The sequence below is a fragment of the Photobacterium piscicola genome (assembly GCF_900166965.1).
In the GTDB taxonomy this organism is placed as follows: domain Bacteria; phylum Pseudomonadota; class Gammaproteobacteria; order Enterobacterales; family Vibrionaceae; genus Photobacterium; species Photobacterium piscicola.
In genome coordinates this window covers 40092-54948 of the sequence record NZ_FUZI01000011.1, presented here as the reverse complement: position 1 = coordinate 54948, position 14857 = coordinate 40092, and the positions used below count along the sequence as shown (strand labels likewise).

The following is a 14857-nucleotide window of genomic DNA, read 5'->3' as shown; positions in this document are numbered from 1 at the left end:
CGGATAACTTAAAACCCGATATTTTAACATATGGCATCTAAAGCGATCCGATTCGCGGTAACGTCCAGATACAACAAAGGCCACCTAAGTGACCTTCTGAGGAAGAAATTCATGTAACGAGTGTTATGATAAATCTAATGTAGACTTTCGATTGATTATTGATCGCTATACCTTTTTACTTCCTCATACGCTTGTTCAATTACAAATAACGGATATTTATATTTGAAAATATCATCATCTGATGGTTTTTGGCTATCAGCACCTGATAGTAGTTTGATTTTTTGGCACCAAGCCCATAATAACTTAGGCTCACTAACGATGGCTTGTTTATTTTCTATAAAATTTGAAATTGAAACTAGGTCATCATCTTTAATATTATTTTCAATTGCAGAGACTCTATCATCAATTGTTATTACTCTTTGTTCTAACAACTCTCGTTTATCAATTTCGTCAGCTAAAAGAATGACATTTTGCTTTAACAAAGCCACCATTGTGCTCATTTCTGACGCACCTTCTTTGGGTGGTGGATATATTCCATACTTCCGAATTGAAGGTAAAACATCTTCAAACACCCAATCTTGAAACCTTTCAGATGCTTCGCTCTCATCAAATGTAAGTAACTTGTACAATCCTGCTTCTGTAATATAAAAATCAAAGGCAGCACCAAATTCATTCACCGACGATAGAGGGACAATTACTCTATGCTTGTCTTTTAATACTGAAGACAATTTACTTAAAAGACCTGAGAAACCTTCACGCTTCCCTGTGATTTTTGTGAAGTAATTATTATCTTTTGCTAAAACTTGTACAACATCGGGGAAACAAAATAAAACTTTCCCATTTCGATCAATTGTCCGAATTTCAACCTCTCCACCTGTGCTTGGATATAGCAATTGATGCTTCTTCTCTTTCATTATCTTCCCATGAAGTTTTAAAATCCTATTTGTCACTATGCTACCAGATACTTACATATAATAAATGCAAAATTAAGCTATTAAAGTTAATAACTATTATCCTGTTACGTTAAAAAGACTTGGTCTTATAATAACTAAATTGTTATATGTTTCTTTATCTAAAACGACTCTATTTAACAGCATGCATCTTATGTGATCCGATACGCGGTAACGTCCAGATACAACAAAGGCCGTCAATGACGACCTTTTTAAACTCAGACAATGTTATATCTAAAATTAAATAATTTTATCTGGATTGCATTTTTGACAAAATTTATGTTTTTTCCCTTCTAACTTGAGGTTGTCGATTAATGAATCTAGTTGATCACAACAAATTTTTTTATAGCTTCGTTGGGTAAAACCACCAAATGGTACATTTTTAGCTTTTGATGATATGCATAAACACTGTGCTCTATGAATAACATTATAAGTGAGCGAGTCATTACTTATCGTATTAAGTACAAACCCATCCTTATGCTGCTTAATCCAGTCTAAATAGTTAGATTCATTTTCTTGGTTTTTATCTTTATTAAATACACGCTTATTCATTCCAATTGTTGCTCCATAACTATTAGAGTGACCTTAAAATACCATTAGGCTCAACACCAAGTATGACTTTTCTACGAAAACAAGCCTATTTAACAGTATCTATCTAATTCGCACCACGCGGTTACTCTTCGTATTAAACTGAGCCGATAAGCCTCGTTTTAATACGTTGAAACTGTCAATACAAGTAAAAGTACAACATGATTATTTTGTTAACTATGTTATTAAATTTAAAAATAGAGCAGTCACTCATATTTTATTTCAAACTCACGAAAATTATTATTTAGCTAGCACATCCGGCCTTAATTTGTCGCCACTCGCCACTCGCCACTCGCCACTCGCCACTCGCCACTCGCCACTTAATTTTCCTCAATACTCAATTTCCAGCCTGCCTTATGCCAATATTGTTGCTCGGTTGCCAGATCGGCGGCGAGGAGAGTATTGGTTGCGAGCCAATCTTTTGGCAACATTAATTGCCAATGTTCGTTATTGGCGGTAACGGTTATTGGTGGCAGTGGAACCGAACTGCGTTGACCATTTAGGGTGACAGCTAATCGTAAGGCACGAATTAACGGGTATAGCTGTTTACGCTTATAGATTGTTAATGGTGGCAGTTCATCAAGTTTAAGTCGTTTTCGTTGGCAGCGGGCTAAGGTGGCGAGCAAAGTTTGTTGATCGACATTAAATCCAGGCATGGTGCTAAAACGTAATAAATACGCGGAGTGACGATGAAAACCGGGGTAACTAATACTGAGACCTACTTCATGCAATAATGCCCCCCATGCTAACAACGTGGTTAAGGTTGGTTGTTGATCTGTCAGTGGTAACGTTAGTTGGTTATAAAGAGCAAGGGCGGTATTTTTTACGCGCTCAGCTTGAGGTTTATCGATATTATATTGTTCAGCCATTGCGGTTGCGGTTCGACTGCGTATGTCACTATGACGGAAACGTTGTTCCATTTCATACAATACGCCTTCGCGTAAAGCCCCTGCGGAAAAGTGCATTTTATCGATATTAAAGGCTGAAAAAATAGCACTTACAATCGCTACGCCAGCAGCAAAAACAGGTTTTCGGTCGTCATTTAAGCCGCTTAATACTAATTGGTGTTGGTGCTTACAGGCGATGATTGTTGTAATAAGTTGGTGTAAGCGCGGTTGGGTTATTATTCCGTCATGATGGCCTTGCGCTATCAATACCTCTTGAATCGCTTTAATCGTACCGGATGCTCCGATGACTTTTTGCCAGCCAATATGTTGATATTGATTAATTATTGTTTCTAATTTTTGGTGAACAGCTAATTGTGCCTGGGCAAAATTAACGCTATCGAGCTTACCATTTGCAAAAAAGGTTTGATTATAGCTTACACAACCTATGTGCTTACTATGCACAATATCGGTTTCAAATCCTGATCCAATGATGAATTCAGTGCTGCCGCCACCAATATCAATCACTAATTTTTTACCATGATCGGGCTGAGTATGGGTCACGCCTAAATAAATTAACCGCGCTTCTTCTGCCCCTGCAATAATTTCAATTGGAAACGGCATTATCGCTTCAGCTCGACGAATGAAAATATCAGCGTTACGTGCTTGGCGCAGCGTATACGTCGCTGCAACTCGAACATTTTGTGGTGCAAACCCTTGTAGTCGTTCAGCAAACATTGCTAAACAGGCTAAACCTCGTTCAATGGCGGCTTGGCTGAGGTTATATTGATTATCAAGCCCTGATGCTAAATGTACCCGCTGTTTATAACGACTCACAATTTGTAAGCTGTGACCAACAACGCGCGCAATCACAAGATGAAAACTGTTAGAGCCAAGATCAAGTGCAGCAATGTGTCGTGGAGGAGCAAGGTGTTGTTGTGGTGGATTATAATTTAGCATGATATTTTTGCTCCTTACGTGCGCGTTGTTGATGTTGATCTTCACTGCGTTTTAAATAGTGATAAATAGCGGTTTGAGCGCGTATTTTTTGCTTCTTGCCACGACTGACATAACGGTTGCTCATTGATTGATCAAGGATACGTGCTTTGACATTATCAGCCAGTTGTAGATTAGTGATATCAATAATACGTTGCTTAAGTACAGGCGCCAGAACGGGACAACCGACCTCAATGCGGCGATCAATATTACGGTACATCCAATCAGCAGAAGAAATAAACACCTTAGGATCGTCATTATTAGTAAAGATATACACTCGTGAATGTTCGAGAAAACGATCAACAATACTGATAACGGTAATATTGTCACTGATGCCTTTTATGCCAGCGATCAAGCGACACATGCCTCGAATAATTAATCGAATTTTCACACCTTGTTGACTGGCGTAATAAAGTTTATCGACCAACCCCTTATCGATTAAATTATTCAGTTTAAGGGTGATGCCAGCAGGACGGTGTTGTTGAGCGTTATCAATCTCATTTGTTATTAATTGGTATAACCGTGTGCGTGTATCGGTTGGTGATATGAGCAAGTAATTAAAGTGAATTTTCTTGGTTGGATTTGCAATGTAATCAAATAATTGCCGAACTTCAGCGGTAATTTTTAAATGTACGGTAAACAATGAAAAATCGGTATAACACGTGGCGGTTTTTTCGTTAAAGTTACCCGTACCAATATGAGCATAATCTACGGATTGATGTTGTTCCTGCCGAGTAATGAGACACAGTTTTGAATGAATTTTGACGTCGGCAACCCCAAATAAGACCGTGATCCCTGCGGCGGTTAACTGTTGCGCCCAGTGAATATTGGCTTGTTCATCAAAACGGGCTTGTAGCTCAACCACTACCGTGACTTGTTTACCATTGTTCGCGGCATTAATGAGGCTATCGATAATAATAGATTGTTTGGCTACGCGATAAATACTGATGCGAATATGGCTAACGGTAGGATCGAATGCGGCTTGTTGTACAAAATCAGTGACATGCTCAAAGCTGTGATAAGGGTAATACAACAGAATATCTTGATGTTTTATGGCATCGAAAACAGTTTTAGCATGACGAAACGGGTAACTATTGATGGTGGGTAATGGCGCATAGCTAAGGTATTTATTACCAATAATCGGAAAAGCACTTAAATCGTTAAAATGCTGAGAACACTCTGCGGCCATCACTGTATCGTAGTCGGAGAGATTAAGATTGCGATAAAAAAAGTGCTGCATTGCTGCTGGCATTGTCGGTTGATAGGTAAACCGAAGTGGGGGTGCCGTTAAACGTTGGGTGAGCCCTTGTGCTAGTTGTTGTAATAAATTATCACCACTGTTTTGCTGCAATTGATAGTCAGCATCTCGTGTTATTTTTATCGTATAAACACTCAATTGAACCGTTGAGGGAAGATCATTAAAAATGTCTCGAATATGGTGACGAATGATATTTTCGATAACCATAAGATGATGAGTACTATTATGCGATGGTAGTTGTACAAAGTGTGGTAATTGAGCCGTTGGCATTTCAATAAGCGCATATTTGATATCATGATGATGCTTTACCATTACCGCTAGGTATGAGCCGTGAGGGTGTATATATTGATCGATTTCAAAGGTGTCTGTCAGGGGGGTGACTATGATATGTGGCAAAATATGCTGACGAAAATAAGCCAATAGCCATTGCTGATGTTCAGGCGTGAGTTGCTGTTCATTATTAAGATAAATACCACACTGCGCCATCTCACAAATCAATGCAGCATAGATTTTCTCAAACGCTTGTTGGGCTTGTTGTGTCTGGTGCTGGATTTGGTTTAGCAATGAATGTGCGGCGTTATCTTGATTATTTCCACGTAATAACTGACGTTTAACTTTAGCTACACGGACTTTGTAAAACTCATCAAGATTATTGGTATAGATACCAAGAAAGCGAACCCGTTCTAGTAGTGGCACTGATTTATCCGCCGCTTCTTGAAGGACTCGCTGATTAAAGGCGAGCCAACTGCATTCTTTTTCAAGATAAATCTGATTGATGGCCATTTGAGGTTAATATCCTTATTACTTTAGCGCCAACAATATCAAATGACATGGTAAAACATCATGATTCGCGTTACATTGCTTTAATGTACGCCATCTGATTGATTTAGCTAAGTGTTTCAATATCGATAGTTAAATCATCGGCGAGTTGTTCGAGTTGCTGTTGAATCATGGCCGCACTAATTTCATGCGGTGTTTGTAATTGAAATTCAGCAATAAAAATAGGATACCCCCAATTAGGGGCGCTTTGAGTCTCGGTTTTTAATTTGGCAATATTAACGCCAAGTTGAGTTAAATGGCGAGTGACTTGTTTGACGATACCACGACGATCATTGCCCGTTACCGTGAGTTGCTGGGCAACATAAGTGGTCACGGTTTGAGTATGATCTTCTACGATGTGAATGTGTAATGCTTCAATGTCGGCTAATGCTTGACGGAGTGAGAACAGATGTTCATCCGCAACGTCTATTTGTACTATTCCCGCAAACTGCCCGCCAAGTTGGCTAAGTGAACTACTTAACCAATTCGCATGGTTGAAGTAAATGGTATCAGAGAGTTGTTCTACAAGTCCGGGCTTATCTTTACCAATAATGGTCACAATCAGTTGTTTCATTACGTCAGTCCTTGTCGTTATAACATGATGGTGGTGATTATTTGATGGTGGTTTTTTAAGCATGGCTGTAAAACGAGGTTTAGCCAACTCAAATCATCGTTACCAGGGGCGTTGTCATAAATCTGTCATTAAATAGCAATACACTTTTGAGCGTATAAATAGGTTAGAGGTCATAATGGCAAACGCCAGCACATTACTAAGGAAAGAAAATCGTTTTCGTCGAGGTAAAGATAAATTAACTCGCGTTGGCGTTACAGCGGGTGGTATTTTTGTGCTGATCACCTTGATGCTGATTTTCTTTTATTTGTTGTATGTGATTGTGCCTATTTTCTCATCTGTTGCTGTTAATCCTAAACAGCACTTATCATTACCAGTAACCAGCAAAACAGCGTTGTTAGGGGTGGATGATAGTAATAACATTGCTTATCGCTTTAGTCGCGATGGCAAGGTTATTTTTGTTGATCTTCAGTCATCAACGCAACAAGCGCAGGTGCTAAAACAGCAGACTATTATCAATAATCCAACTGCATACGGTCTAAGTTTGCCTCGTGACGGTATGGTGGCTTATGGTACGGCACAAGGGCAGGTTAAGATTGTTAAACCTGAATTTTCGCTTACGTTTGCAGCGGCGAATAAGCACTTACAACCCAGCATTGAATATCCTTTTGGTCAAACGCCATTAGCGCTAGCTCCCGCAGGAGAGGCCATTACTCAATTAGCCATTTCTGGGCGTGATGATCGTACTATCGTAGTCGGAAAAACGGCGACCAACCACCTTTATGGATTGAGTTTATTGTTGCCTGAAAATGTGGTGCAGCGGGCAAATGGATGGCAACAGCAGCGGTTTGAGATCACTAATACTCCCGCTAAAATTGATGATTTTCAATTAACCCCAGATGGTAAAACATTGTATGTGCTGAGTGGGTCAAATTTATATTTATATAAGTTAACCGCTAACACGGCTTTTCTGCGTAAAATTGAAAATATTGCTACAGGTAACAGTAAGCCAGTATCGATTACCCTGTTGTCTGGCGCAAATTCATTATTGATCACCAATTCTGATAATACGATTTCGCAATGGTTTGAAGTGGTGAAGCAAGGGCAGCGTCAGTTAATCAGTGTTAGAACTTTTCATTTCTCTGCCAGTCCATTAGTTAAAATAGTGCCGGAATATTACCGTAAAGGCTTTTTTGCGATTCAGAAAGATGGCACGACATCGGCTTATTACACTGCTGAACGCAAAGTCATATACAAAGATAAAGTCTTCACGAAGGTTCCAACAGATATTGCCATTTCTCCCAAAGCGAATTTATTAGTAACACTCGATAATGGGCAATGGCAGAGCTACCAAGTTAAAAATGCGCATCCTGATATTGGGTTATCATCGTTATTACAAAAAGTATGGTATGAGGGCTATGCTGAGCCTGATTATGTATGGCAATCCACTTCTGCTAGTGATGAATTTGAACCGAAATTAAGCTTAGTGCCTATAGTGTTTGGTACGCTAAAAGCGGCGGTTTATTCGATGTTTTTTGCGATTCCATTAGCATTAGCTGGCGCGATTTATACCGCTTACTTTATGTCAAATAAAGTCAGAAGAGTGATCAAACCGACAGTTGAATTGATGGAAGCATTACCTACTGTTATTTTGGGATTTTTAGCAGGGGTATGGTTAGCGCCTATTGTTGAACAATATCTGGCGGGAATAGCACTAGGAATCGTATTTTTACCGTTAGCCATTATTGTGGTTGGGTGGAGTTGGTCAATGCTGCCTGGGCAATGGCGCTCACGTATTCCTAATGGTTTCCATATCGCTTTGTTAATTCCGGTTATTGTGGCGGTAACTTATGGTTGTTTTGGTTTAAGTCCGTGGATTGAAACGCAGTTTTTTAATGGTGATTTACAAGGCTATTTAAACAACCATTTAGGGATTGGTTATGATCAGCGTAATGCGCTTATTGTCGGCATTGCAATGGGATTTGCCGTCATTCCGACGATTTTTACTATTGCTGAAGATGCTATTTTCTCGGTGCCAGCGCATTTAACTAAAGGCTCTCTAGCTTTAGGGGCAACCCAATGGCAGACCTTAACCAAAGTGGTGTTACTCACTGCCAGCCCCGGTATTTTTTCTGCGATCATGATGGGACTTGGACGCGCAGTTGGTGAAACCATGATTGTATTAATGGCGACGGGCAACACCCCTGTTATGGATTGGAACTTACTGCAAGGGTTACGTACTTTAGCTGCAACCATCGCTATTGAAATGCCCGAATCAGAAGTGGGTAGCTCGCATTATCGAGTGTTATTCCTTGCCGCCTTTGTGCTGTTTGTATTTACCTTTGTCTTTAATACGATTGCTGAAGTTGTTCGTCAACGACTACGTGCAAAATACAGTTCGTTATAATAAGTGATACAGCAATGATTAAATGGTTTAAATCTGGTTCACCATGGATTTGGTTAACCGCGGGTGCCGTCAGCTTGAGCTTGGTTGCTGTACTTGGTTTATTGTTATTGATTGGCTATAAAGGCTTGAGCTATTTTTGGCCGGCCCCTGTGTATCAGTTTGATGTTAACCTCAATGGCAAACCGCAAGTCGTTATTGGTGAACTTTATCAACGTACTATGGTGCCGGTAGATCAACTTGCCGATGCTGGGGTCGACGTTAGTCAATTTACTGAAGACAGTGTGCCACGGTATTTAATTAAAACCGGGAATCGCGGTCAGGGTGCACTTGATTTCTTAACTGTATTAAGTACTCAAATCATTCATCAACAAATCGCCAATAATATTGCGGTGGTTGATCGTGAAAGTAATGGTAAGTTTTATGGTTATCCCGTCAGTGTGATTGAAGGCGGTGAACCTCAACCGTTATCTCAACTTTCGGTAGCGTTAGCACAAGCCAATAAAGTCCGTTCGGAATTACGCTCATTACAAAACAATGAAATTGCCAATATTAACTGGAATTTAGAACGGTTACGTATTGAAAAACGCCGTTTAGAATTACGCGGTAAACTCACGGTGGCGGATGGGCAGCGAATTGATCGTGAGCAAGCGAATTACAATACGATTTACAAAAATATTGAGAATCGATTATTTGCATTACAGGGGCAATTAGATCACGACGCGTTAGTGTTACGTGATCAAAGTGGCGCTAATGTCACTATTCCGATGATGCAAGTGCTGGATATGTGGCAACCCAATAATTTGTCATGGCTTGAAAAAGTACAGCATTGGGGCCATCAAGTTTATAAGTTTTTAGCCGAAGCACCACGAGAGGCCAATACTGAAGGTGGCGTTTTCCCTGCTATTTTTGGTACGGTGTTTATGGTGCTATTAATGAGTATCATGGTGACACCACTAGGCGTGCTTGCGGCGGTATATTTACATGAATATGCCAGTAATAATCGGTTTACTAATTTAATTCGCATTGCAGTGATCAATCTCGCGGGCGTACCTTCAATTGTGTATGGTGTGTTTGGATTAGGCTTCTTTGTGTATATGGTTGGCGGCACTATTGATGATGTGTTCTTCTCTGCGCAATTGCCGACTCCGACTTTTGGCACGCCGGGTATTTTATGGTCAGCATTAACACTTGCTATCATGACCTTACCAGTAGTGATTGTGTCAACTGAAGAAGGGTTAGCCCGTATTCCTAGCTCGGTACGTAATGGCTCATTGGCGCTAGGGGCAACACAGGCTGAAACCTTATGGCGCATTGTATTGCCAATGGCGAGCCCTGCAATCATGACTGGATTGATTCTTGCTGTTGCTCGAGCGGCAGGAGAAGTTGCACCATTAATGCTGGTGGGGGTGGTGAAAATGGCACCGACATTGCCGCTAGATATGCATTTCCCATATGTTCACTTAGATAGAAAATTCATGCACTTAGGTTATCATGTGTATGATGTTGCTTTTCAAAGCCCTAATGTTGAAGCTGCGCGCCCATTAGTGTACGCAACCTCGTTTCTATTAGTCACCGTTATTATCAGTTTAAACTTAACGGCTATTGCGATTCGTAATCACCTTCGGGAAAAATTCCGCGCTTTAGAGCAATAGCCCTAAGTATCAATAAGATGAGAACAACTATGTATAACGATCGTTCGCTCTTTACTGACCACCCGCCACTGGGGTTATTTGAGCCATTAGATTTATCGCTATTAGCCGAAGATAAAACGGCCTTATCCATTGAAGGTTTGAATTTGCACTATGGTCAAACGCAAGCATTGTTTGATATCAATATGCGAATTGCTAAAGGTCAGGTGACAGCATTTATCGGACCTTCAGGTTGTGGTAAATCAACTTTGTTAAGCTGTATTAATCGAATGAATGATCTGATTGATGGCTGTCATATTGATGGTAAAGTCATGCTTCATGGTCAGAATGTGTACGATAAAAATGTTGATGTTGCAGCGCTGCGGCGTCAAGTCGGAATGGTATTTCAACGGCCTAATCCTTTTCCTAAATCTATTTATGAAAATGTTGTTTACGGACTGCGATTGCAAGGGATCAACGATCGCCGCGTGCTTGATGATGCGGTTGAAAGCTCATTGCGCTCAGCGGCATTGTGGGATGAAGTAAAAGGGCGGTTGCATGAGAATGCATTTGGTTTGTCAGGCGGTCAGCAACAACGATTAGTTATTGCTAGAGCAATAGCCATCGAACCTGAAATTTTATTATTAGATGAGCCGACATCAGCCTTGGATCCGATATCAACCTTGACCATTGAAGAGTTGATTAATGAGCTTAAAGCCAAATATACCGTTATCATCGTCACTCATAATATGCAGCAAGCGGCGCGAGTTTCCGATCAAACTGCTTTTATGCATATGGGTGAGCTAGTGGAATATACCAGTACCAATGATATATTTACCACTCCCAAAGAAAAACGCACTGAGGATTACATTACCGGGCGTTATGGTTAAGGACCGACAGCATGTTAAATACAATTAGCCTTGGCCGTCATATTTCTGGTCAGTTTAACCATGAATTAGAAAGCATTCGCACCCATGTGTTAGCCATGGGCGGCTTGGTTGAACAGCAGTTAGCAGATAGCTTAAAAGCATTACATAAACAAAATGAAGAATTAGCCAAACGGGTGATTAGAGACGACCATAAAGTCAATGCGATGGAAGTGGCTATTGATGAAGCTTGCACGCGTATCATTGCTAAACGTCAGCCGACAGCCAGTGATTTACGGTTAGTGATTGCGATTATTAAAACCATTACTGATTTAGAGCGGATTGGTGATGTTGCTGAAAGTATTGCTAAAGTGGCGTCAGAAAATTTCACCAATAAGCAATATAACTTATTAGTTTCACTGGAATCGTTAGGTCAGCACGCGGTGCGAATGTTGCATGAAACCTTAGATGCATTTGCACGAATGGATGTAAAAGCGGCGATTGAAGTGTATCAAGAAGATGATCGTATTGATCGTGAATATGAAGCGATCATACGGCAATTAATGACTTATATGATGGAAGATCCTAATTCAATACCAAATGTGATGAAGGTAATGTGGGCTGCGCGTTCGATTGAGCGGGTAGGGGATCGCTGTCAAAATATTTGTGAATATATTATCTATTTTGTACAAGGTAAAGATATTCGCCACACAAATCCTGAAGATATTAAAAATATGCTTTAGCAACGAACATTGCTTATGTTGTAGCGACACTAAAATTAAGCGATATCGTAAAAATAAAAGGGACGTGATGATCTTAAATTAAGATGATACGTCCCGTTTTTGTTGGTGGTGGTAATGATTATCACAGCTTAAGTTGAGCCACCACTGCCGCTATATTTTCGACACCTGTGATTGGAATCGCGAAATCGTCAATGTCTGCGCTACCCATATGTGCTTGTTTCGCTACTGTAATCATATGACTTGGGCGGGTGGTTTTACCCGAAAGGTGGATCTCGTTGATGCCTGTTCGAGCAATAATGTCACGGACGTTATGACTATTGACGCCCGCACCTGCCATAATTTTTAAGCGATTACCGCAGTATTGATGCATTTGGTTAATCATACCAATACCGTCATAAGCATTGGCTTGTAAACCTGAAGTGAGAATGCGTTCACAGCCAGCCGCCATAATCGTATCAAGTGCTGCCATAGGCTCAACACATTGATCGATGGCGCGATGAAAGGTGATCCCCATTCCCTGAGCTTGTTTAACGAGACTCGTAAGAATAGTGTTATCCACTAAGCCCTGTGCGGTTAATACACCGACAACCACACCTTGTAATCCTGCTTGTTTAGCCGCAAAAATATCTGCCAGCATGACTTCAACATCTTCACTGCTGAATAAAAAATCACCTTGGCGCGGGCGAATCATCGCATAAACAGGAATGGTGGCATATTTAGCTGCGGCAGACATAAACCCAGCGCTAGGTGTGAGTCCACCCAATGCTAACGATGAGCACAGTTCGATACGGGTTGCGCCTGCTTGTTGCGCATTATGAAGCGATTCAAGATTATCGATACAAACTTCAAGTTGAATAGTCATTGATTATTAACAGTATGGTATTTAAGAGGGTATTCAGTGTAGAAGATTATTGCAGAGGGGGCGAATAGCGGTGATTGATTATGTGCGGTTGGTTGAAAATGAAATAACGTGGTAAACACGAGATAAAAAAAGGGCCCGGTATATTCCGGGCCTCATTCTATTTTTATTTGAGCTGACTTTGGCTCTATGTAGCACTAATGCGATTTATAACACCGTGAGCGTGGTGTTAGCAGGTAATTACTTACCTAGATCTGCAGTGTGCTCAGATAGGTAGTCCGCTACACCTTTTGGTGATGCGTCCATACCTGCTTTACCTTCTTCCCACTGAGCTGGACATACTTCGCCATGCTTCTGGTGGAAGTTCAACGCATCAACCATACGTAGCATTTCATCGATATTACGACCTAGTGGTAGATCGTTAATTACTTGGTGACGAACCATGCCGTCTTCATCGATAAGGAAAGAACCACGGAAAGCAACACCAGCTTCTGGATGCTCAACATCGTAAGCTTTACAGATTTCGTGCTTAATATCAGCAACTAGCGGGTATTTAACTTGACCGATACCGCCATCTTCAATAGCAGTGTTACGCCATGCGTTGTGTGAGAACTGTGAATCAATTGAAACACCAATAATTTCTACGCCTTTCGCTTGGAAATCTTCAAAGCGTTTATCAAAAGCAATAAGCTCTGATGGGCATACGAAAGTAAAGTCTAGTGGGTAAAAGAAAACTACTGCTTTTTTACCTTTAGTAAATTCTGCAAAGTTGAAAGTATCAACGATTTCGCCGTTACCTAGAACCGCTGCAGCAGTAAAATCTGGTGCTTGACGACCTACTAGTACCATTTTGGTGCTCCTTAAATATTGGGGGTTGCCAACCTTTTTAGGCGGGCTCCATACTTGGACGAGACAAACTATAGCTAAACTGTTAAATTGAAAAAAGCGGAATAAACAGATTAAAGTAATCGAAAAATACGATGAATAAATTTCCATCACTTAAACAGCTACATTATTTAGTTACTCTATCGGAAACATATCATTTTGGCGAAGCAGCTAAACGGTGTTTTGTGAGCCAGTCGACATTAAGTTCTGGTATTCAAAATCTTGAAGACTTACTCGATTGTCATCTTGTTGAGCGTGATACCAAAGCGAAAACCTTGGTTTTTACGTCTATGGGTGAGCAGGTAGTTGATAGAGCACGTGAATTATTGGCGTGCAGTCGCGACTTGGTAGAGCTTTCTCGTTGTTGTGGTGATGGTATGGAAGGCCCATTACGGGTTGGCTGTATTCCTACTATTGCCCCATTTTTGCTGTGTGGTTTAGTGCAACAGGTGAATGCGTTATACCCTAAATTGAATTTATTATTGCGGGAAGATACCACTACCAATTTATTAGCCGCGCTGCAACATGGCGAAATGGATGTGTTAATTTTAGCGTTACCCGTCGATATTAATGGAATGGCAAGTAAAGTGGTTGGGCGGGATGCGTTTAAGATGGTGATCAGTAAGCACCAAGCAGATTCTGTGACGATGCCATTGCATTATGCTGATTTACCCGATAAATCCGTGTTCTTATTAGAAAAAGAACATTGCTTAACTGAACATGCTGTATCTGCATGCCAATTGACGGCGAAAGAGAAAATTAATCCCTTTACGGCAACGAGTTTACATACTGTGGTACAAATGGTTGCCAATGGCTTGGGAACGACGTTTATTCCACAAATGGCAATAAATCATGGAATTTTAGAAAATCAAAATTTAGTGGTTATTGAACCGCCCGGTCAAGATGCTTACCGTGAAATTGGCTTAGTATGGCGACCAACATCAAGCCGTATAGCAACGTTTGATAAGTTAGGCGATATTGTTAAAAGTTTATTGTAAGCCTTCTTTATTATGATAACGACATAAAATGCCTGAAGTAATGATGAATAACGCGCACTATTATTTTTGGCGTTATTATCGTTGTTCAGGCTTTTTTATTGAGGTTGCATTCTACTATAGCTATTTGGGGCTGTTTTTAGTTGAAAATAGCAACTTTCTAATAATAACTAAAATATTATATTATCGAGTGAGTTATCTATAACTTACTGTTTTGTTGGTTAAATTTATTTCTCTCTACAAACTAAGCGAATATTTATTTTAGGTATTATGACTTTCGCTTATTTTATTTTTGGCTTTCATTGAAACTAATAATTATATTAATCATACGGTTATATTTAATATAAATTCAGCTATTTGTTTAAAACACTTTTTTAAATAATCGCTATTGCGCCATGCTTTGTAATT

12 protein-coding genes are annotated in these 14857 nt (G+C 40.3%); 5 read left to right on the top strand and 7 right to left on the bottom strand.

Annotation, left to right across the window (positions count from 1 at the left end):
- Nucleotides 1-155: 155 nt before the first annotated feature.
- The 5 genes from CZ809_RS18080 to CZ809_RS18060 form a co-directional block, all read right to left on the bottom strand.
- The gene (locus CZ809_RS18080; RefSeq protein WP_080158938.1) at nucleotides 156-914 is read right to left on the bottom strand and encodes a BRO-N domain-containing protein; all 759 of its coding nucleotides are present in this window, start codon (nucleotides 912-914) and stop codon (nucleotides 156-158) included.
- Between the two features lie 276 nt (nucleotides 915-1190).
- Nucleotides 1191-1502: a hypothetical protein gene (locus CZ809_RS18075; RefSeq protein ID WP_080158937.1), complete on the bottom strand. Its 312-nt coding sequence runs from the start codon at nucleotides 1500-1502 to the stop codon at nucleotides 1191-1193.
- A gap of 356 nt (nucleotides 1503-1858) precedes the next feature.
- On the bottom strand, nucleotides 1859-3382 hold the full coding sequence (gene ppx, locus CZ809_RS18070) for an exopolyphosphatase (RefSeq protein WP_080158936.1): 1524 nt from the start codon (nucleotides 3380-3382) through the stop codon (nucleotides 1859-1861).
- Nucleotides 3369-5459, bottom strand: a complete 2091-nt coding sequence (gene ppk1, locus CZ809_RS18065) for a polyphosphate kinase 1 (protein WP_080158935.1) — start codon at nucleotides 5457-5459, stop codon at nucleotides 3369-3371. Before ppk1 ends, ppx begins: the two co-directional genes overlap by 14 nt.
- Nucleotides 5460-5562: 103 nt before the next feature.
- Entirely contained in the window at nucleotides 5563-6069 is a 507-nt protein-coding gene (locus tag CZ809_RS18060; RefSeq protein WP_080158934.1) for a glycine cleavage system transcriptional repressor, read from the bottom strand.
- Between the two features lie 175 nt (nucleotides 6070-6244).
- On the opposite strand from CZ809_RS18060, the gene CZ809_RS18055 reads away from it, so the two are divergent.
- From CZ809_RS18055 to phoU, 4 genes are read left to right on the top strand one after another with little or no spacing between them, the layout of a single operon-like run.
- Complete coding sequence (locus CZ809_RS18055; RefSeq protein ID WP_080158933.1) at nucleotides 6245-8473, top strand: ABC transporter permease subunit; 2229 nt, start codon at nucleotides 6245-6247, stop codon at nucleotides 8471-8473.
- Between the two features lie 14 nt (nucleotides 8474-8487).
- Entirely contained in the window at nucleotides 8488-10125 is a 1638-nt protein-coding gene (gene pstA, locus CZ809_RS18050; RefSeq protein ID WP_080158932.1) for a phosphate ABC transporter permease PstA, read from the top strand.
- Nucleotides 10126-10154: 29 nt separating this feature from the next.
- Nucleotides 10155-10991, top strand: a complete 837-nt coding sequence (pstB, locus tag CZ809_RS18045) for a phosphate ABC transporter ATP-binding protein PstB (RefSeq protein ID WP_080158931.1) — start codon at nucleotides 10155-10157, stop codon at nucleotides 10989-10991.
- Nucleotides 10992-11002: 11 nt separating this feature from the next.
- The gene (phoU, locus tag CZ809_RS18040; protein ID WP_045037146.1) at nucleotides 11003-11710 is read left to right on the top strand and encodes a phosphate signaling complex protein PhoU; all 708 of its coding nucleotides are present in this window, start codon (nucleotides 11003-11005) and stop codon (nucleotides 11708-11710) included.
- 121 nt (nucleotides 11711-11831) lie between these two features.
- On the opposite strand, the gene CZ809_RS18035 is transcribed toward phoU, so the two are convergent.
- Together CZ809_RS18035 and CZ809_RS18030 are read right to left on the bottom strand one after the other, a co-directional pair.
- Entirely contained in the window at nucleotides 11832-12572 is a 741-nt protein-coding gene (locus CZ809_RS18035) for a copper homeostasis protein CutC (protein ID WP_080158930.1), read from the bottom strand.
- A 237-nt stretch (nucleotides 12573-12809) separates the two neighbouring features.
- The gene (locus CZ809_RS18030) at nucleotides 12810-13418 is read right to left on the bottom strand and encodes a peroxiredoxin C (RefSeq protein ID WP_080158929.1); all 609 of its coding nucleotides are present in this window, start codon (nucleotides 13416-13418) and stop codon (nucleotides 12810-12812) included.
- Nucleotides 13419-13549: 131 nt separating this feature from the next.
- On the opposite strand from CZ809_RS18030, the gene CZ809_RS18025 reads away from it, so the two are divergent.
- Complete coding sequence (locus tag CZ809_RS18025) at nucleotides 13550-14452, top strand: hydrogen peroxide-inducible genes activator (RefSeq protein WP_080158928.1); 903 nt, start codon at nucleotides 13550-13552, stop codon at nucleotides 14450-14452.
- The last annotated feature ends 405 nt before the right edge of the window (nucleotides 14453-14857 follow it).